The following is a 19,548-nucleotide window of genomic DNA, read 5'->3' as shown; positions in this document are numbered from 1 at the left end:
TGGAATAGTCACGAAGGGTGCGGGTAGGGGTAAGCCGCCTGCGCGACCGCAGGCGGGCAAGCCCGTACCGGGAGTCGAACCCGGTCGCACATGTTGTACGCTCCAAGACGGGTGGTTGATCGAGAGCTATGCCTTCGCTGAGTCAGATGCTACGGAAGTGGACGCCAGCCGCCGTCACCGCCGCCGGTGAAGACGAAGATGGTCTGGTCGGTGTTCCAACTGAGGACCCTCGAGACCCAGACTGCCGCCGTTGAATTCTCGCTCAGGTCATTTCGACCCGAGACGAATTGCCAGATGATGTCGATGATCGCCCAGATCGTCGCGATGAACATCGTGACCAGCAGAATGACCCAACCGACGACAGTCTGCCAGAGAAACGTCCACACGCGCTCCAGTGCTTGTTTGCGCTGGCTCATGGGTTATTCGTCGTCGAACGGAGTGCCGTTCGTGTCGAGCGAATCGATCGCGAGGCTCACACGCTCGCCACTCCCGATGTCGTAGTTACCCAGCGTGTTCCACGCCTGGATGAAGCCAGCGTTGTCGTTGACCGTGGCCTTGGCGGTCACCGTACCGTCCTCATCCACCGCCTCGTTGACGTTGTGGTAGGTGATCGTGTCGCCTTCGGAGTCGATCGTCGCGTAGGTGTCCGTCTCCGTGTCGAGCCACTCGGCGTCAGCCGAGTCGACGAAGACCGGGACAAACTGACCATCGAACTGACCGTAGCTGCTCGCCGCGTAGGCTCCGGTCTCGAGCTCGGAGATTGCCGCACTCCCCGCGTCACTCGCAGACGCGTTCGAGAGCTCGAGTCGAACTGTCGTCGTGTTCGTCGCGTTGACGCCGACGTCCTCGCTTGCCTGTGCGGCACCAGCCTCGTCACTGCTGTTTGTGAACGGGAGGCTGAACGAGTAGGCAGATCCGGAGTCAGCCAGCGACAGTCCGGAGTCGCCATCACCGACAACGCCGACTGCGCTGTTCTGATCGTTCTGCGCGTAGATCTGGATCTCCGCGACCTCCTCGCTCGTCTCGGACTCGTTGACGACCGTCCGAACGTCGAGCGTGACGTTCTCACCGGCGTCTCGTTCGAGGTTCTTGAAGACGGTCGCGTGGTCGAAGGTGTAGTTGTAGTAGCCCTCAGTCTCGTTCGTCGCCGTCCAAGAATCGCCGGTCTCGTAGATGACCTCGCCGTCCTGGTCGGAGTCGGCGTCGTTGACTGCGAACTTCAGCGTGAAGTCGTCGCCGCTGGTTGCGTTATCGCTCTGTACTTCAAGCGTCTTGTTGACGCTGGAGTTATCGAGGTCGGTGACAGTCTCACCGCCCACGAGATCGCTGGTGGTCGAAGTCGATGTCGTTTCGTTGTCGTAGGATGCGGCTGCCATGGCCCCGCTGACGGCAGCAACCAGCATCACAAGTGCGAGCAAGACGCTCTTAGTTTTGGTGTTGAACATGTTGAATCAGGAATCGGGTTGTTTGATAGCGATACGTCAGTCGTTTGGTCAGAAGGGAAAGGGGGTGGAACGGGCGGCGGTGGTCTATCCCTCCCGCCATAGCTAATGCTGAACATTGGTCTATTGGTGGTTACTCCGTAGTTTGCGGGTCGCAGGGAAGGAATCGAAATCGGTTGGTGGGTCTTACGAACAGTCAGCCGATCAGGTTTACCGTATCAGTTTTGAAGACTGATCTCAAGCATCCGTTGACCGTATGGATGAGGATATTCCTCGAGTGTGAGTAGTGTGGCGTTCAGGCCACAGTCCTCGGCCAAATCGATGAGCTCGCCATTTGGATATGCGAAATTCTTGTCTCGGTCGTCTTCTTCGTCCGAGAACGTGGCGTAGAACACACCATCAGTATCGAGAACGCGGTGTAGGTGGGTGAAGCATTCGCGGATATCTTCTTTTGGGAGGTGTGAAAACACGCTTTGGGCGATGATGTAGTCCGCTTCTTCCGCAACGTCAGCGAACTTGAGATCGTCGTTTACGTAGAATTGAGGTTGCTTTTTCTCAATCTCATGGCCCACGATCTTCTTCCCCTCTTCAATGGCATCTGGAGAGATGTCCATCCCGATGTAGTTCCCTTGCTCGAGGTAGGGGATGTAGAATCGACCTCCTCGAAGAACACCACACCCGAGATCGAGGAGAGTATCACTTGGGGACAATCCTTGACGCTTCAGGAAGTCGAATTGCAGCTGCCCGATGTCGTCTTCAAAACCACCGACTGATTCATCAGGACCGAAGTTCTCGATTCGGTATTTCATCAATCGACGGTATGCCTCCGTGTTGTCGTCTGACGTTCTGAAGATCCACCATGTGGCAACCACATATTTGCGGTACGCAATGAATCTCCGTATCCCACTACTTACTTCACCGACTCCACCCTTTTGATAAAGTTCTCTAATTCTGTTGATTTTCTGCGTTACAGATAGCATCTTCTGGAAACCTATCAGTTGTTACTTTATAAGCTCTTTCTATACATCTATTTCTATCGTGTTGTGTAGAGGCGGAGGCATACCACCGGACAGCCACCATTTGAGAGATGGTATTCCCTCCAAGATTGGTTTTGGATTTGTCATAAATCTCGATCACCTCGATCCGCAAAGTCGGCGCCACGAATTCCGATCGTGGCCCACGCCTGTACGATCCAGTAATTCACCGCACTGATTCCCTCTCGAGACCACCAATCAGTCATTGTGCCATGTCGAGATAGGTTCCATGGCTCGTGGACTGCGCCCGTTGCGAGAGAACTCTCTCCGCCGTTCGAGAGCCACTGATACAGCGGGCCTGTTCTCTCGCCGGGGTCTCCTAACGAATCAACGTCCAGGAGGATCGAGCTCGAGGTCGCGCTGGACTGTGGGACGTAGTTGTGGTACGTCGGTGCGACCATCAGCGTTGGGTGAGCGCCGCCGTCCTCGGTGTTTACGTTCGGGTTCGTGACGTAACCTTGTAACCAGTGGTAGGCAGTGTACGCTACGTGGTCGACTTCGCCCGTCTCCCGGTCTACAAATACGTACACGAACTCGTGGTCGCCCGCGTGCGACGTCAACGTCAGAACGTCATCTTGGACCGCGTACTCGGCCATGTAGACGCCCACTTCGGTTTCGTATTCGGGGGAACTGAACCGCCATCCGAGGAGTTGCGGGTGATTCTCGATAGGAACGTGCCGAAGGTCCAACATAGGTGAGTAATAACTCAACCACCCGATGTCTTCGCTGATCGTTACGTGGTCCGGTTTTGTATCCCCGTGAGACGCCGTCGCCGAGCCGGACACGGCGAGAATACCCATGCCGCCCGTGAGCGCCTTCCCAGCTTTCGCGACCGCGTCACGCCGTGTGACGCGCCGCTCATCAAAGAGGTTTGAGCCTGTTTCGCTGGAACTGGAAACAGACTGGCTCCCGGGCGAGGCCATTAGGCGATCCACCCTGACCACTCGCTGATTCGGGCCATTTGCATCCCGATATCACCGGCAAGGATCCGGTTCGCGTCATCTCGCCCCTGAGTGTCCGGGTTCAGGTCACGATCCGGCGCGTCAGTGTTGTTCCATCCGTTGATTGCTCGAGTTGCGTTTACCATTCCGCCGCGCGATTCCGTGATGCCGATGTTCGGCGTGTGAGCGCCCGAGTCTACGATCCGAGTGTGGAACTCGATCGGTTTTCCAACCAGCCCGGAGTCTGCGTCCAACAGAAGCGCGCCCACACCGCCCGCGATGGGTGCGGCCATCGACGTCCCGGACAGAGTTCGGTTCTTGAGGTTCCCGTCCGTGTCAGCCACGGGTGCAGTGATTTTCATGCCGGGAGCAGCGGTATCAGGTTGCGCACCGCGAGTGTCGTGTTCACCGGAGCCAGAGCCGTCGACGCCTGTATCCGGGCCGGTGTTCGCGAAGTAGGCTTTCTTGGCCTCTGACGCATTCGCACCGTTGGTCGCACTAACACCGATTACACGGTCGACGTCGCCTGGACTCGCAACGTATCGCGTGGTCGTGTAACTGTTTCCAACAGCCACAAACGCGCCGGTCACGTTTCCGTCCGCTGACAGCGCCCGGCGGAGCTCGTTCGCCATCGCGTCTGAGTAGACCGGAGAGCCGAGAGACATCACGATGATGTCTGCGCCCTCGCGATCCGCTCGAGAAATGGCGTTGCGAATGTCCGAGGTCTCGCCTTGACCATCGGCGTTCAGAGCCCGGTACGCCATCAGATCGGCTTCGGGCGCGATCCCGGACTCCGCGTTCAGAATCGAGCTCGCAACCCACGACCCGTGCCCGTTCGAGTCGTTTACTGCCTCGAGCTCGTCAGGCAGATTTTCGCGGCTGAACGACAGGTTCGTGGATTCGTTCTCGACGAAGTCGTGAGCGTCCGCGACGCGAAAATCCGACCCTGACGTGCCATTTCCAAACAACTCGCCGTTCGCGAAGTTCACGCCGCTGTCGATTACGGCCACGTCAACTCCAGCACCGGTAGCCGACACGTCATCAGCACCGACTAACTCGCCCACGCGAGCGAGCTCGGTCTGGTTCGCATCCTCACTCCACGCGAAAGGATCTGCGTTGTATTCCCCAGACGTGGTTGCTTCTGCCCACCACGCGCCGCGTGGAGCAGTGAACGAGTCCGCGCTATGGAGATCTCGGATCGGCTTCGCGTTCTCCACGTTCAAGTCGAAGGACAGTCCAGTGACGTACCCGAGCGACATCAGCGTGGGTTCCCCACCAGGAAGCCATCGGTCCACACTGTCGAACGTGTGTCCGACGTGGTCCATCGGTGCGGCGAGAAGAATGGTGTTTGATGAGTTGTAGCGCGTTATCACCGTGCGTTCCTGAGACGCGTCCGCCCACGATTCAAGCGATTCTAAGTCCTCGCTGGATTCCACGGAGACGAACATTCCAGGGTTCGCACCTGCTCCATAGCTGACCACTTCATCCGGAACATCGTATCCGAATGTTCCGACCGCGTCTGAGGCTCGGGGACTCACTCGATCGCCCGGACTGCCGGATTGTGCGACAGCAGGACCGACAGCCGCCGTCACCATCAGGACCGCGAATACAACCGAGAAGGCCATCTGGAAGCGGCCTCTCATGCTGCGACACCCCCTTTCACTCCCCCGGCGGTCGGGGTAATGGTCAGAATCGGGAGCTCCACCGGCGTGTTCAGACGGACCCAGTAAAGGGTTCGTTCGACGATGTCGGGGTTCGTGTTCACGGTCATGTCAACGGACCCGCTCGCGTCGGTGTACGTTTCGACCGTGCAACCATCATTCTCCTCTGGGCAGCGGATATCCCCGTAGGCGGTTGTTCCATCCACCTTTAGCGGCTGATCTCCGTTGCGGTAAACGATTGTACCGGACGGAAGACTGGCGGTGTGATAGAACACGGTGACGTGCTTCCGGATCGACTGTGGCTCGCCATCCGAGGATTTCATCACATTCAGCGTGGTCGACGGGTGTTTGTTGGAGATCTCGCTTCCGTAATAGTGGACAGTGTTCGGGATGTCCTCCGAATCAGCAACGCCGGAAATGCTGACCGCACCTTCATCAGTTCTCACACTTCCGTCGTCCATCCCATCGCTCACTACTGCGAACGTTCCAGTAAAGCCCTCTCGGATCCGAACGCTCGGCGGTTGGTTCACGTCTTCATCATGGGCCTTCACTCGGAGAGTTTCGCTCCAAGTGTTACCGGACTGGTCCGTGATGTCAAACTGAACGCGATGAGAGCCTACGCCATCAGTTGTGAAGGAAACCCCCTCACCGTTATCTGTGGAGTACGTAGTGATGTCCTGTCCGCTCGGGCCGGTGACGTTCGCGCTGATCGAATCGATCAGTGCCGACTGTTCACTGACACGGGGCGTGATCTTTACCTCCTCGCTCGCCCCTGGGCGGAGCGTGCTCACTCGCATGGATTTCAGATGCAGGAAGTCCCCGGTGAAGTCGGGGTTTCTCGCTCCAACGCGCGTGTCACCCACTGTTTCGCCGTCCTCACCACTTACGGTGACGCCGAAGTTGACACTCGCAGCGTCTTCTGGGACTGGGTATCCAGCGATCTCGACCTCGTCACCGCGGCCGATACGCTTGCTCACCGAGATGTACTCATCTGGGACCGGCTGACTAATACCGAGGCTCGGGTAGTGAGCCGTTACGGATACGGCGTCCGGATCGATGTCACCCATCCACGGGATCGTGGCGCTCGCCTTACCATCTTCAAATCCAGAGGTGGGGTCTCCGGATTCCAGCGAGCCTTCGAGCCCGTCTAAGAAAACCGAATCTCGCCCACTCTAATTAGATCACTCATCGCCTCGTTTGAAATGGATCTCTGAGGAAAACGGAGTTCTCTCCAAATCGCCCGACCGATTGTACCGAATCGATCAGCCAGCCGACTCCCACCGTGTCCGCCAGAGCTTCAAGAGGTTGTGCGTCGCCGAGAACAGCGACCACTCCGCCGCTGCCCCGTCTTTCCCACGCAACATGAACCGATCCAACCCACGATTCACGTGCTGACCAAACACCGGCTCCACGCTTTGACCGCGTTTGCGATAGATGTCTCTGCCCCGTTTCGTCCGCAATTTCCGTTCCATCAGCTCCTTTGGCCCAGCTGAATCGGGAATCGGGCCACGTGGTGGCCCGTTCTCTCGCAGTTCCTTGCGCCGTTTCCAGCCCTTCGTTGTGGCGATGTACAGCTCCGTCTGCTCATCTTCGAGCGCAGCGTTCGCTTCACTCCAGTAGCCCGCGTCCGCCAGCAGTTTCGACGGAGTCTCGTCAATCACCGCCTCGCACTCATCTAGCATCGGTTCGAGTTGCTGTGTGTCGTTGGCGTCGGTCGTGACGTCTTGAGCGACGATCACCTGTGAGTTACAATCCACCATCGCCTGACCGTTGTAGCCCTGCTTCCAGCCGTCGGAACTTTTCATCGTCTGACTCTCCGGGTCGGTCATGTTCGCCTTGGTATCCTCGTCGAGTTCGATCTCTTCAGGTGGCGTGGGCTTCCGGCCTCGCAACGTTTCGCCTGACTCCGCTTCTTCCTGTTCTCGCTGACGAATCTTCTCGGCCTGTTCGTCTTTCTGCTCCTGCTCTATGTCGTCGAGTTTTGCTTTCGCCTCACGCAGCCGTTCCAGACGACTTTCTTTGTCCTGAAGTTCCTCGGGCAGTTCGTCGCCGCGGTTCTCTGGACCGTACTCTTCGTCCTCTTCTTCATCAACTTCGGCAGCCTCGTCGAGGACTTCCTGAATCTCCGCTTCGATCTGGGCTCTCGTTCGGTTCTGATCGAGGGCGGCGTCACCCTGGACGCGGCGGCCATCAAGCGCGACTTCGCCCATCTGTGCCATCCCGGCCTGCCGACACAACTGGAGAATCTCGACGAAGAGGTGCTTGAAGTCCTGGCGATGATCCTTGCGAAAGTTGCTGATGGTACGAAAGTCGGGCTGTTGGTTCGCGGCGAGAAAACGGAAGGCGACATCACGTTCGAGCAGGCGGTCGATTTTCCGGGAGCTACGAATACCCTGAGCGTAGGCGAAGACCAGGACTTTGAGCAGCATAACTGGATGAAACTGCGGTCTGCCCCGGTTCTCGTCGGTTTCCACTGGGTAAAATGGCTCCAGCCGGTCCTGCTCGTCGAGGTAGTCGATAGTGTCGGAGACGAATCGTTCGAGACTATCCTCAGCGACCCACTCCGAGAGGTCCTTTGGCAGCAAGTGTTGCTGGTCTTGATCGTATCGGATGAAGTTGGACGTCACGGGTGGAATCTTACGCAGTAGACGGGTTCTGCCTAGTTAATATTTGGGAGAGGTTTCAACTGGAGAGGCCTTCGAGCAGCATGATAGTGGATGTTTTTCGGACAGGCTCCAGAGGCGGCATCATTCAGGAGCTGCTGAACATCGCTGTTACCCAGCGCGTCGTCAACTGCTTCTCTACGACGTTTCCCGGCCAGTCGTTGAATGACAACCTCTCGTTCGCCGTTAGTGCTATCGCTTCCATCACCAAGATCCTTTTTATTGTCTGCAGTGGCAACTCCCGGCACGAGCGTTGTAGCGATTCCCAGAGATCCAATCTTTAGAACTGTCCGGCGGTCAACACCTGGGCGCGGATCGGGACTACTCCGTATATCCGACAATTTTTCCCACGTCTCGGTACAACCACCACCATCATCGACAGCGTCGTTCAGTTCGGCTTGGTACTGGTCTGGGTCGGAGTCTGGTTTTCCATGGTAACACACCACTTGCCATTCTTTCGCGGCTTGTATTCATGTTAATTGATGAGTACCCCTCCCAGACTACTCCCACCCCCCTCACTTACTGAGGGTCCCCCTCAAGCTGTACACAAACCGCTAATATGGTTCAAGTACAGCCAATTGACCTCCCCAGAACTGAATACGCTCACGCTACTAGAACCCGCTAATGAAACAACCCGATCCCGCCGATTTTGAAGCGCTCATCGCAGACCGGTCGGGTTTTCTCCGTGTCCTCACCGCGGCGCCACGCTCAAAACGCGACCTTACCGAATTGTTCGACTGTTCGCGCTCGACGATTGATCGAGTGTTACGCTCGCTCGCTGACGCATACCTCGTTGAGTACCAGGACGGTGAATGGCACGCAACCGCCGCCGGGGTGTGTGCATATCGCAAACACGACGAGTACGCCTCGTTCCTCACCGACCTCGCCGACGCAGCACCGATCCTCGCTGCGCTCCCCACCGAGACCCCCATCGGTGAAGCGTTTCTTCCGGGATCAACTGCGCATATTGCCGAGAGCAGTGTTCCCGATGCAGTCCTCGATGTAATGCTTTGCTCAGTCCGCGGAGCATCTGTCGTCCGAGGGCTAGTCCCGAAGGCGCTCGCAGGCTCAGCGACTGAGTTCTACGAGGCAGCAGTCACAGATGATTCTGCTACACTGGAGTTGGTGCTCGATGGAGACGTATTCGACCGATTATACGAACTGAATCCACAGGAGACGAAAGATGCGTTAGACAAACCGAGCGTTACGTTGTTTCGCGGGACGATTCCGTGGACGTTTGGGCTATGGATAGCGGATGAAACGGAGGTCGGTGTCGTCGTTTACACGGAACAAGGAATTCAGGGCTGTATGCTGAATGATACTAAGACTGCGGTTGAGTGGGCGACAGAACAGTATGATTCGGTTGAGCGAGATGCAGAGGAAATTTTCCTTCGTGGAGGTCCCAAAGGGATACGGTAACGGGAAATCCCGTAGTCACACTTAGTGTTCGCTGAAACGGATTACTAAGAAAAAAATCAATTTCCAATTTCTATTCGTTTTCTATATCTCTGTATAGAAGGCACGCATCAATTCCATCCTCCGAGATTGTGGAAGTTCACAGTTTCGGAGGATAGGCTAGTTTCGGATCAAATCGCCATCAAGTCGTGGTGATCCTCACCGATCAGGCATCGGTTTTGAATTCTTGCTCTCGAACTGCCGGACGAGCATACGAAATTGCGTGGATTTTGGCGCTGCTGAATACGGTTGTCACTCTTGAGCGGCGGACCCAGCGAGAGCTCAGCCGATTAGTCGTGTGGAATCAACGCCGAGACAACGAGCTCAACACACTCACCCGCAGTAATCACAGGTGCATAGTCCATCTCTCCGTCGACACCTGCTTTCAGCAGGAAGTCGGTCAGCCGCCAGATATTGTACAAGAGGACCGCGAACACGAAGTAGAACAATCGAACACGGTAATCTTTCGAGGAGGTCTTGGCGAGAAAGTCACCTTTGATCGATTTGTACTCACTCTCGATCTGCCACCGGCGGCTGTAGCGCTGACAGAACGACTCGGCTTCCTCCGGATCGACTCGGAGATTCGTCGCGAAGACGGCCGTCCCCTCACCACTCGTCGACGGCACGTACAGGAGCCGCATTGGATGCGATCCAGATTCCACATGGACAGAAGCCGACTCAACAGCCACCTCTTGGTCGTCTTCCTCCATTTGTTCAAGTACATCCCGTTCGGAGCTGGAGACCCGCTTCGGAATGAGGTAGTTCACATCGAGATTTGAGAGCGTCTGGAACACTTGTATCGAGTCAAACTCTCGGTCACAGAGTACTGTCTCGATCGGAACGTGTTCTTTCGCTCGTTGAACGAGCCGTCGCACAGTGCGATGAATCTGATTCGACGAGTTCTCATCCCACTCAGAACTCTCTCGCACTGGTTCGACCGCGAGAACGAGCGGAATGTTCTGCCCGATGATCGAGAGCGTCGCAAATTTGAACGCTCGACCGTCTCTATCCTTGGTCCCGCTGACCATCGGCATTCCTTCGACCTCTCCGTAATAGGGAATAGTTGTGATATCGATTGCCGCGGTGACTGGCCTTCGAAAGGATGCTTCCGAGGCGATCACGGAGAGCAAGCGATCTGTTGTCTCGTTGAATCCGTTCACGAGTTCTTCGGGATCGAACTGCTTGACGGCGCGGAGGTGGGTATCACCATGGGGGCTGTACTCTTCGCCATGGCGATATTGGAAGCGAGTCTCTCCCTGCGCAGTTCCACAGTGGACCATCCCCATGAACGTCTGTAGCTCAAAGAATTGTGTGTCCTCGTACGAGGCGTTCGACGCCCGACCAGAGTCGAAGTGACCAAAGGCGTGATCACGCGCGAGGCGCGTCGTCTGGATGATCTCCTCCTGTGAGAAGGATTTGTCTTCTACTGGGTCTGCAGCTTCTTGCTCATCGTCGACGATCTCTGCCTTAGGCCGCACCTCTGGCGCTGAGATGTCGCGATCATGGACTTCCTTGATGACGTAGTGGGCGGCTGTGGTGACGAACTCCCGGGTCGCCTCGTCGAACCGGTTACGCCAGGTCCGCGAGAGCACCGATTCGTCGGGGATTTTCTCCAAGTCGATGACAACTGCGAGTTCGGGATACTGGGCGAGCGAACGGTAGCTTTCGCCAGTGAGTTCGCGGTAGAGTAACAAGCGTACCATCCCCTCGAACAAGTGCGGTGCTGGATGCCACTCTGGGTAGCCGTCATTGAGCGAATCGAACGGCCCCTCCAGAGTTCGAAGAGCCGTGCAGAGGGACTGATCGGCTTTGAGTGCCTCTGTGAGTGTCAACCCGACAAGGTAGGCGTCGGTCAATCGGTGCTCCTGAGAAGTCATGTGAGCTATCCCATCAGCCAGTCACACAAGCGGCGCGATCCCATCCTCTTTGCGCAGGAACCGCTGCTGTTGAATCGGTCAGCACAAACAAGTACTCTGTAAGTCTCGCAGCTACGCTTCGTTCACTCATAGCTAACACCTTCATTGATGRTGACTCAATCAYCCTGCTCGACGTTGAGGGTGAGAAACTGGTCGGGAGATTCTGGAATCAACTATGCTGAGATAACTCGTGTGAGGACAACCAGCTTCTCAAGAAGAGGCGCGGCGTAAGTGGGAAAACTGGCATCTATAACCCGTTAAATCGGTTTGAAGAGTGCCATCTATCCAAACTGCACCGATTTTCTGATTCCGAATACCAACCGTATGCAATCGAAAACCCCTCCTAAAGTGATCAGGCAGAGTTTCAGTCTACAGTTTGGGCGCTAGTGGATGGTGTCACTCCTGGAAGCTCGGGGATGGATAGATCCACCCGGCGGAGCAGTTGCGCGTTGATGGCGACGATAACCGTACTCAGCGACATCAGGAGTGCGCCCACAGCGGGTGACAGCAGAATCCCGATCGGAGCCAGTACGCCTGCTGCGAGCGGAATCGCGAAGATGTTGTAGCCGGCCGCCCAGACGATGTTTTCCTGCATTTTCCGGTAGCTCGCCTTGCTCAGTTTTACCAGCCGAACGACGTCCATCGGGTTGTTCTGAACGAGGATGACGTCAGCCGATTGGACAGCAACGTCGGTGCCGCTCCCAATCGCGATACCGACGTCGGCTCGCGTCAGCGCCGGCGCATCGTTCACACCGTCGCCGACCATCCCCACGAGCTTCCCCTGGTCCTGGAGTTCCTGGACTTTCTTGTCCTTGTCTTCGGGGAGGACTTCCGCGAACACCGTGTCGATGCCCAGTTCGTCGGCGACAGCGTTGGCGACGTCCTGGGAGTCGCCAGTCAGCATCGCTACCTCGATGCCCAGATCGTGGAGGGCGTCGACGACGCGGAAACTCTCCTCGCGGATCACGTCGGCCATCGCGAACGCGGCGATCAACTCTCCGTCACGAACAAGATACACCACCGTCTGGGCGTTCTCTCCCGCATCGTCAGCGAACCGCTGGAGGTGGCCCGGAACCTCGCTATCGAGCTGTGAGAGCAGATTCGGACCGCCGACGTACACCTCGTTGCCGTCGACGTTCGCCCGGACCCCTCGCCCTTTGATTGCCTCGAAGCTGGATGCATCGGGGGCACTGAGATCACGCTCGCCAGCTGCCTCGCGGATGGCTCGCGCGATCATGTGTTCGGAGTCACTCTCGACAGCTGCCGCCAGTGCGAGCGCGTTGTCCTCGTCGACGCCGTCGACGGTCGCCATATCGACGACGCCGTGCTCGCCTTCGGTGAGCGTCCCCGTCTTGTCGAAGATGATGGCGTCCAGTTTCCGTGCGTCCTCCATCGCGATGCGGTCGCGAACGAGCATCCCGTTGCGCGCCGCCAGGGAGGTGTTGATCGCGACGACCAGCGGGATGGCGAGTCCAAGGGCGTGTGGGCAGGCGATGACGAGTACCGTGACGACGCGCTCGATGACGGTCACGTCGAACGAGACCGCGACCGTCCACGCGATTGCGGTCACGACTGCCGCCCCGAGAGCGACGTAGAACAGCCAGCCGGCCGCGCGGTCGGCCAGCACCTGGGTCTTCGACTTGCTCTGCTGGGCTTCCTCGACGAGCCGCATGATGCCCGCGAGCGTCGTCTCCTCGCCCGTCGCGCCAACACGGACGCGGAGACTGCCGTCGCCGTTGATGGTGCCGCCGATGACCTCGTCGCCAGGCTCCTTCGAGACCGGTTTCGACTCGCCCGTGATCATCGACTCGTTGACGTCAGAACCGCCCTCCTCGACGACGCCGTCGGCGGGCACGCTCGCGCCGGGTCGGACGAGTACGAGGTCGCCCGCGGAGAGCGCCCGTCGTTCAAGCACTTCGCTGCGCTCGGCGTCATCGCCGGTGCCCCCGTCATCCTCGGCGGTTGGATCGGTAGTCTCGCGTACTCGCCGACGATCGGCGCCTTCTTCCTCGCGATCGGGGTTGGCGCAATCTTACAGGTCAACTGGGAGATCGCGGGAATGGTTCGGGATGCAGGCGGTCGCGTGGCCAGCGCCACGAACCTGCTTGCGTTCCTGCTCGGCCTCGGCGTGATGTACGTGACCGACCTCTTCGTGGCGCTCTGATAGGCACCACCCATCTCTGTTCCAATGACACTCAAATTCTACAATCGACGGACGGTATTGCGACTCAGTACTGCCGTCTTGGCGACGCTGAGCACCGCTGGATGTTTGAGCGGGCAGGCATCGTCGAGCCTGACCGTCACGATGCCCGACGATCACACGTTCGAGCCGAAGACTGCGACGATCGAAACCGAAGGGACAGTGACGTGGACGAACGAGAGCGACATCCAGCACACGGTCACAGCGTACGAAGACGAGATTCCTGCCGAGGCCGTGTACTTCGCAAGTGGTGGCTTCGAGTCAGAGCGTGCTGCGAGGAACCGGGTTACTGAGGGACTCATCGCCCCGGGGGAGAACTACGAGCACACGTTCGATCAACCCGGAACGTACGGGTACTGTTGTATTCCGCATGAGAGTTCTGGAATGGTCGGGACAGTTCGAGTGAGATGATCTGACGGGAATATTAATAACTCAATACATGGTATTTATTAATTCTTAACATAATAGGGAGCATTTATCGCAGTAGATTTAATAAATCTGTAGCGGCAAGCGGCGAGTAATGACCCCACCTGACGATGATTCCCACGACAAACGTGGCGAACCACCGAATCGAACCCACACGCACGAAGAGGGATCTCAGCATAGTCACGAGTCCACTCAGCATACAAGGGATGTCGATGACACCTCCCCACCACACGGACAAGGGAATGTTGCACAGCTCTCGGTTCCGGAGATGGACTGTCCCTCGTGTGCAGGAAAAGTTGAGAACAGCGTCGAAAAACTGGACGGTATCAACAGCATCGACCCGCAAGTGACGACGGGAACGTTGACAGTCTCATACGACAGCGAGCAAACCAGCGCTACCGAGATAGCTGATCGGGTCGAAAAGGCGGGATACACCATCGAAGACGTCGACGAGATAACGACGAAATTTACGGTTCCCGAGATGGACTGCCCCTCGTGTGCGGGTAAGATCGAAAAGTCACTCGACAAAGCTGGAGTTACAGCGTATAAAACCCGGCCAACGAACGGAACCGTCGTTGTCACGTACGATTCTTCGGAGGCCGGAGAAGCCGAGATAATCAGTGCTATCGAACGTGCTGGATACGAGGTTACAGACAGTTCGAGCGACGAGTCCGAAGGTCAGAACGCGACCGAGGAACGCGAGAGCATCTGGGTGAGTCCGCGGGCACTCAAGACGTGGATCAGCGGTGGGTTCGTTGCTCTCGGTTTGCTCCTTGAATTCTTCCTCACTGGGCAGAACGGACAGATTGCGAGCCTTCTCGGCACAGAGCTGTTCGTTGCCGACGGACTGTTCCTTGTCGCCGTCGCCTTCGGGGGTCAAGAGATCCTTCGCAACGGCTACTACTCGGCGCGGAATCTGAACCTCGATATCGACTTTTTGATGTCGGTGGCTATCCTCGGGGCGCTGGTCGCGAGCCTCGCCTTCGGTGAAGCGCTTTACTTCGAGGCCGCCACCCTCGCGTTCCTGTTTAGCATCGCCGAGCTGCTGGAGCGGTACTCGATGGATCGCGCCCGGAACTCGCTCCAGGAGTTGATGGACCTCTCGCCGGACGAAGCGACCGTCAAGCGAGACAGTAGTACGGAGACGGTTCCAGTCGACGAGGTCGCTGTCGGTGACGTCGTCGTCGTGAAACCGGGCGAGAAGATCCCACTCGACGGGACCGTCGTCGACGGTGAAAGCGCAGTCAATCAGGCGCCCATCACGGGCGAAAGCGTGCCCGTCGACAAGGCGATGGGAGACGAGGTGTACGCCGGTACGATCAACGAAGAGGGGTATCTCGAGGTGGAGGTTACCTCCGAGGCCGGCGATAACACGCTCTCGCGTATCGTGGAGATGGTCGAAGACGCTCAGTCAAACAAGACCGAGCGTGAGCAGTTCGTCGAGCGCTTCTCGGCGTACTACACACCGGTCGTCGTCGCCTTCGCGGTCTTGACGACAGTGGGGAGCCCGTACGCCCTCGGAACCACGTGGCCGACGGCCGTCGTCTACGGGCTGACACTCCTCGTACTCGCCTGCCCGTGTGCGTTCGTCATCTCGACGCCCGTCTCCGTGGTGTCGGGGATCACGAGCGCTGCTAAGAACGGGGTCCTGATCAAGGGCGGCAACCACCTCGAAGCGATGGGGAGCGTCGACGTCGTCGCGTTCGACAAGACCGGGACGCTCACGAAAGGGGAGCTCACCGTCACCGACGTTGTTCCACTGAACGAAAATTCCGAAGAAGATGTCCTCCGGTGTGCGCGTGGGCTCGAACAGCGGAGCGAACATCCCATCGGCGAGGCAATCGTCGCTGAAGCCGGCAGTATGGGGGTCGACGAGCGCGATATCGATGACTTCGAAAGCATCACCGGAAAGGGAGTGCGTGCCGATCTCGGCGGCACGCCGCACTTCGCCGGGAAGCCGGGGCTGTTCGAGGAGTTAGGTTTCGATCTCTCACACGTCCATGCGACGACCGGCGGGGGTGTCGTCAGGCAGACTGCCCGGCAGATCTGTGACCGGAACAACTGCCTTGATCTGCTCGAAGAGACGGTTCCGAAGCTTCAATCGGAAGGGAAGACGGTCATCCTCGTCGGCACTGAAGACGAACTGGAAGGTATCGTCGCCGTGGCCGACGAGATCCGTCCCGAAGCAGCGCGAACGATCGCTCGACTCAGAGATCTCGGCGTCTCACGGACGGTCATGCTGACCGGCGACAACAAGCGAACTGCTCGCGCGATCGCCGACCAAGTCGGAGTCGACGAGTACCGGGCAGAACTGCTCCCCGACGAAAAAGTGGCTGCCGTCGAGGAGCTCATCGAGGAACACGAGGGCGTCGCGATGGTCGGTGATGGGATCAACGACGCCCCGGCGCTCGCGACGGCAACGGTGGGTATTGCGATGGGCGCGGCCGGGACGGACACCGCGTTGGAGACGGCCGACATCGCGCTGATGGGTGACGACCTCGCAAAGCTCCCGTATCTCTACGAGCTCGCGAACGACGCAAACGGCGTCATCCGGCAGAATATCTGGGCCAGCCTCGGTGTCAAAGCCGGACTTGCTCTCGCGGTTCCGTTCGGGTACGTCCCCATCTGGCTCGCCGTCCTCGCCGGCGACGCGGGGATGACGATGGCCGTGACCGGGAACGCAATGCGACTCTCTCGCGTCGAACCGGAGACAGAGAACAACTGACGCTTGAGAGTCGTAATACCGGACATTACGAATTTATCAGATCAAAACGTATGAGTCAACACGGGCATGCTCACGAAGAGACGGGAGAATATGAACTAACAACCGAAACAGGCAGCAGTACGCGCCGACTTGCCCTCGTAGCGGTCGTCAATTTCCTTGGCTTCCTTGCCGAATTGGCTGGTGGGCTCCTCTTCGGTTCGGTCGCTCTCATCAGCGATGCGCTCCACATGCTATTCGACATGCTTGCGTACGCAATGGCGTTCGGCGCGAGCTACACCGCGGAACGATTCGAAGGCGGTGCTGAGTGGTCGTACGGACTCCATCGACTGGAGCCGGTTGCTGCGTTTCTCAACGGGATACTGCTCGTTCCGATGGTCGGGTACATCCTGTGGGAATCGTATCAACGGTTCCTGGACCCGGTTGAGATCGATCCGACAATGACGCTGATCATCGCCGTCGGCGGCTTGCTTGTCAACTTGGGATCGGTCTATATCGTACAAGGGGGCGAGATGAGCCTCAACGAGCGCGGCGCATTCTATCACCTTCTCGGCGATGCCGGTGGATCAGTCGCGGTGATCATTTCGACACTCGCCGTCGTCACGTTCGATTTACCTGTCGCCGACCCGGTGGCTGCCATCCTCATCGGCGTGTTAGTGCTCGTTTCGGCAGGAAAGGTACTCCGCGGAAGCACCTCAATCCTCTTAGAACGGAGCCCTATCTCACCCGATAAACTTCGAAATGAACTGACAGCTGTCGATGGCGTTGAAGACGTCGACGACATACACGTCTGGCAAGTATGTAGTCAGTTGACCGTAGCGACAGTGCGCCTTCAGTATGAGCCCACATCACTAGACCAACATCAGGCGATCCGCTCTCGCGTCCATCAGCTTCTTTCCGACCATGGAATCGATCACGCAACCGTCGAACTAGTGGGTGAGATGGAGAGGGACCCGGAGACTGCCGACAACACGAGTCACAACCACTGATTTTCAAATGACAGAAATAACGACACGGATTCAGTCTGTCGGGAGTGCAGTTGGGCTCACGTACGGCTCAACGGTTATTGGGTCGGTAATTGTCACCACCGTTGCCGCACTGCTGGGCGCATTCGGGGTCGATGTAACCGCTCGTCCATCGTTGCGCCTCGTAATGAGCACGATCTTGTTACAGGGGGTGACATTCGGAGGGCTCTCAATCCTCTATCTCAGATTCCGAAATCTCGACTTCGAATTCGTTTCGCTTTCGATTCCGGACAGGCGAGATGTTGCTGTAACCATCGGGGGGGTAGGTACACTCCTCGGATTACTCATTGTCTCATCACGCGTTATCTCCTCGCTCGGACTGGAATCAGCAGAAAACCAAGTAGTAACAGTTGGTCAGCAAAATCCGACAGCCTTTCTAATTCTCATTCCTCTATCGTTTCTGCTAGTCGGTCCGGGCGAAGAGCTGTTATACCGAGGACTGGTTCAGGGGACACTCCGAGAAACGCTACATCCAACCCGTGCAATCGTTCTTGCGAGCGCCCTCTTCGCATCGATCCATCTCTTCTCGTTGAGTGGAGAAGGGAAGCTCGTGTACGTCGGTATCGCATTCGTTCTAGCTCTGGTACTCGGTGCGACCTACGAGTACACCGATAACCTCGTTGTTCCGACTCTGATTCACGGTGCGTACAATGCGATTCAATTCACGAGCGCGTATCTGACGGCAACAGGTGGAATGTAACTGTTTGCTATCTGTGGGTCTCAGATCTCAGTTCTTTCGACAGCAAACCCTTAGTTTGCTTGTGAAACCCGTCCGATTGTTGTCGAACATATTCGCTTGCCTTCTCAAAAACAGGGATTCTGCAGTCCTCGTTTGTCGCGACAGCCCAATGTGTCGAATGAACCATGATGACACCTTTCGGTGCCCCCGGAACCGGACTGTCCCGGCGAGAATTTCTTGCTGCGACCGGCGTGACGGGCGTATCGGCGTTGGCGGGTTGTTCGTCGAAGACGATTAACGCGCCGACGGCGGCCACGAACACTCCGAACGAGGCACAGACATCTTCGTCAGATCTCCCCTACACCAGCCCTCCGACAGTCGTCAACGTCGACGAGCAGGGCGGGTCAGTGACGATGGGGACGCAGCCGGCGCGACACGCCGTCCACCCGCTCGATTCGATGGGCGGGCCGGTCGAGTTCCCCCGCGTCTGGGCGTGGCAGGCCGACGACCACGACCCGAGCGTCCCGGGTCCGATCCTCCGGACGACCGAGGGGAACGACATGGAGGTGACGCTCGACAACACGAACGGGCGCCGGCCGCACACGATCCACTTCCACGGCGTCACCAAGTCGTGGAAGAACGACGGCGTCCCGACGTCGACCGGGATCAAAGTCCCCGCGGGCGAGAAGCACACCTATGAGATTCCGGCGAACGTTCCGGGGACGCACCTGTATCACTGCCACCTCCAGACCCACCGCCACATCGATATGGGGATGTACGGGATCTTCCGGGTCGATCCCGAGGGCTACGAACCGGCGGACCGGGAGTACTTCATGACGATCAAAGACTGGGACTCGCGGATCCCGAAGAAGTGGGGCGGCGAGGGGAACTTCACGTACGACACGACCTCGCGGACGCCGGACGTCTTCACCGTCAACGGGAAGAGCGCGCCCCGGACGCTCCACCCCGAACAGGGGTCGCCGATCATCGTCGATCAAGGCGATTTGGTCCGCGTACACCTCGTCAACGGCGGGTACATGTCGCACCCGATGCACATCCACAACCATCGCTTCCAGCGCGTCGAAAAGGACGGCGGGGTCGTTCCGGAAGCCGCCAGACACGACATCGACGTCACGAACATCGCCCCCGCGGAACGGCACACGATCGAGTTCACGGCCGACGCGGACCCCGGGATCTACCTCATGCACTGCCACAAGGTCAACCACGTGATGAATGGGTCGTTCTACCCCGGCGGCATGCTTACCGGCGTGGTGTACCGCTCCGTCATGGACTCGGACATCTTCAGTCAGCTCATGGAGTACGCCGGCTACGAACCGAACTGACGCGATCTGACACGGACTTCTGAACCGTCCCGAAGAACTCT

14 protein-coding genes and 1 pseudogene are annotated in these 19,548 nt (G+C 57.9%); 6 read left to right on the top strand and 9 right to left on the bottom strand.

Going from position 1 to position 19,548, the window contains the following annotated elements; genetic code table 11:
• Window positions 1–149: 149 nt before the first annotated feature.
• From EDM04_RS00155 to EDM04_RS00125, 7 genes are all read right to left on the bottom strand, one after another.
• Window positions 150–416, bottom strand: coding sequence for a hypothetical protein (locus EDM04_RS00155; RefSeq protein ID WP_123619167.1), 267 nt, complete (start codon window positions 414–416; stop codon window positions 150–152).
• 3 nt (window positions 417–419) lie between these two features.
• Window positions 420–1,376, bottom strand: coding sequence for a hypothetical protein (locus EDM04_RS00150; RefSeq protein ID WP_123619166.1), 957 nt, complete (start codon window positions 1,374–1,376; stop codon window positions 420–422).
• A 284-nt stretch (window positions 1,377–1,660) separates the two neighbouring features.
• Window positions 1,661–2,422: a class I SAM-dependent methyltransferase gene (locus tag EDM04_RS00145; protein WP_123619165.1), complete on the bottom strand. Its 762-nt coding sequence runs from the start codon at window positions 2,420–2,422 to the stop codon at window positions 1,661–1,663.
• Window positions 2,423–2,562: 140 nt separating this feature from the next.
• Complete coding sequence (locus tag EDM04_RS00140; protein ID WP_123619164.1) at window positions 2,563–3,399, bottom strand: hypothetical protein; 837 nt, start codon at window positions 3,397–3,399, stop codon at window positions 2,563–2,565.
• Window positions 3,399–5,060: a S8 family serine peptidase gene (locus EDM04_RS00135; protein WP_123619163.1), complete on the bottom strand. Its 1,662-nt coding sequence runs from the start codon at window positions 5,058–5,060 to the stop codon at window positions 3,399–3,401. The genes EDM04_RS00140 and EDM04_RS00135 overlap by 1 nt, the downstream gene beginning before the upstream one ends.
• Complete coding sequence (locus tag EDM04_RS00130) at window positions 5,057–6,145, bottom strand: hypothetical protein (RefSeq protein ID WP_123619162.1); 1,089 nt, start codon at window positions 6,143–6,145, stop codon at window positions 5,057–5,059. The genes EDM04_RS00135 and EDM04_RS00130 overlap by 4 nt, the downstream gene beginning before the upstream one ends.
• A 195-nt stretch (window positions 6,146–6,340) precedes the next feature.
• Entirely contained in the window at window positions 6,341–7,663 is a 1,323-nt protein-coding gene (locus tag EDM04_RS00125; RefSeq protein WP_123619161.1) for a transposase, read from the bottom strand.
• Window positions 7,664–8,365: 702 nt separating this feature from the next.
• Between EDM04_RS00125 and EDM04_RS00120 the strand changes: the two genes are divergently transcribed.
• Window positions 8,366–9,160: a winged helix-turn-helix domain-containing protein gene (locus EDM04_RS00120; protein WP_074878682.1), complete on the top strand. Its 795-nt coding sequence runs from the start codon at window positions 8,366–8,368 to the stop codon at window positions 9,158–9,160.
• Window positions 9,161–9,486: 326 nt separating this feature from the next.
• On the opposite strand, the gene EDM04_RS00115 is transcribed toward EDM04_RS00120, so the two are convergent.
• Window positions 9,487–11,073 (bottom strand): transposase, encoded by a 1,587-nt coding sequence (locus tag EDM04_RS00115; RefSeq protein ID WP_123619160.1) that lies wholly within the window; start codon window positions 11,071–11,073, stop codon window positions 9,487–9,489.
• 403 nt (window positions 11,074–11,476) lie between these two features.
• Window positions 11,477–13,009: pseudogene (locus tag EDM04_RS00110) on the bottom strand (heavy metal translocating P-type ATPase); the annotation flags it as partial.
• Between the two features lie 408 nt (window positions 13,010–13,417).
• Here EDM04_RS00110 and EDM04_RS00100 point away from each other — a divergent pair.
• From EDM04_RS00100 to EDM04_RS00080, 5 genes are all read left to right on the top strand, one after another.
• Window positions 13,418–13,723 (top strand): plastocyanin/azurin family copper-binding protein, encoded by a 306-nt coding sequence (locus EDM04_RS00100; RefSeq protein ID WP_321166838.1) that lies wholly within the window; start codon window positions 13,418–13,420, stop codon window positions 13,721–13,723.
• 109 nt (window positions 13,724–13,832) lie between these two features.
• Complete coding sequence (locus tag EDM04_RS00095; protein WP_123619159.1) at window positions 13,833–16,463, top strand: heavy metal translocating P-type ATPase; 2,631 nt, start codon at window positions 13,833–13,835, stop codon at window positions 16,461–16,463.
• Window positions 16,464–16,513: 50 nt separating this feature from the next.
• A complete protein-coding gene (locus EDM04_RS00090; protein ID WP_123619158.1) occupies window positions 16,514–17,449 on the top strand; it encodes a cation diffusion facilitator family transporter in 936 nt (311 codons plus the stop codon).
• A 163-nt stretch (window positions 17,450–17,612) separates the two neighbouring features.
• On the top strand, window positions 17,613–18,185 hold the full coding sequence (locus EDM04_RS00085; protein ID WP_198951588.1) for a CPBP family intramembrane glutamic endopeptidase: 573 nt from the start codon (window positions 17,613–17,615) through the stop codon (window positions 18,183–18,185).
• Window positions 18,186–18,349: 164 nt separating this feature from the next.
• On the top strand, window positions 18,350–19,507 hold the full coding sequence (locus EDM04_RS00080; RefSeq protein ID WP_123619157.1) for a multicopper oxidase domain-containing protein: 1,158 nt from the start codon (window positions 18,350–18,352) through the stop codon (window positions 19,505–19,507).
• The last annotated feature ends 41 nt before the right edge of the window (window positions 19,508–19,548 follow it).

The organism is Halorubrum sp. CSM-61, assembly GCF_003781945.1.
Classification (GTDB): Archaea; Halobacteriota; Halobacteria; order Halobacteriales; family Haloferacaceae; genus Halorubrum.
The sequence above is the reverse complement of the archived record's forward strand: the minus strand, read 5'-3'. Positions and strand labels throughout refer to the sequence as shown.

Coding starts and splice junctions, on each gene's coding strand:
- EDM04_RS00155 (WP_123619167.1), bottom strand. CDS start 416: ATGAGCCAGCGCAAACAAGCACTGGAGCGCGTGTGGACGTTTCTCTGG.
- EDM04_RS00150 (WP_123619166.1), bottom strand. CDS start 1,376: ATGGCAGCCGCATCCTACGACAACGAAACGACATCGACTTCGACCACC.
- EDM04_RS00145 (WP_123619165.1), bottom strand. CDS start 2,422: ATGCTATCTGTAACGCAGAAAATCAACAGAATTAGAGAACTTTATCAA.
- EDM04_RS00140 (WP_123619164.1), bottom strand. CDS start 3,399: ATGGCCTCGCCCGGGAGCCAGTCTGTTTCCAGTTCCAGCGAAACAGGC.
- EDM04_RS00135 (WP_123619163.1), bottom strand. CDS start 5,060: ATGAGAGGCCGCTTCCAGATGGCCTTCTCGGTTGTATTCGCGGTCCTG.
- EDM04_RS00130 (WP_123619162.1), bottom strand. CDS start 6,145: ATGGGTGACATCGATCCGGACGCCGTATCCGTAACGGCTCACTACCCG.
- EDM04_RS00120 (WP_074878682.1), top strand. CDS start 8,366: ATGAAACAACCCGATCCCGCCGATTTTGAAGCGCTCATCGCAGACCGG.
- EDM04_RS00115 (WP_123619160.1), bottom strand. CDS start 11,073: ATGACTTCTCAGGAGCACCGATTGACCGACGCCTACCTTGTCGGGTTG.
- EDM04_RS00100 (WP_321166838.1), top strand. CDS start 13,418: ATGCCCGACGATCACACGTTCGAGCCGAAGACTGCGACGATCGAAACC.
- EDM04_RS00095 (WP_123619159.1), top strand. CDS start 13,833: ATGACCCCACCTGACGATGATTCCCACGACAAACGTGGCGAACCACCG.
- EDM04_RS00090 (WP_123619158.1), top strand. CDS start 16,514: ATGAGTCAACACGGGCATGCTCACGAAGAGACGGGAGAATATGAACTA.
- EDM04_RS00085 (WP_198951588.1), top strand. CDS start 17,613: ATGAGCACGATCTTGTTACAGGGGGTGACATTCGGAGGGCTCTCAATC.
- EDM04_RS00080 (WP_123619157.1), top strand. CDS start 18,350: ATGATGACACCTTTCGGTGCCCCCGGAACCGGACTGTCCCGGCGAGAA.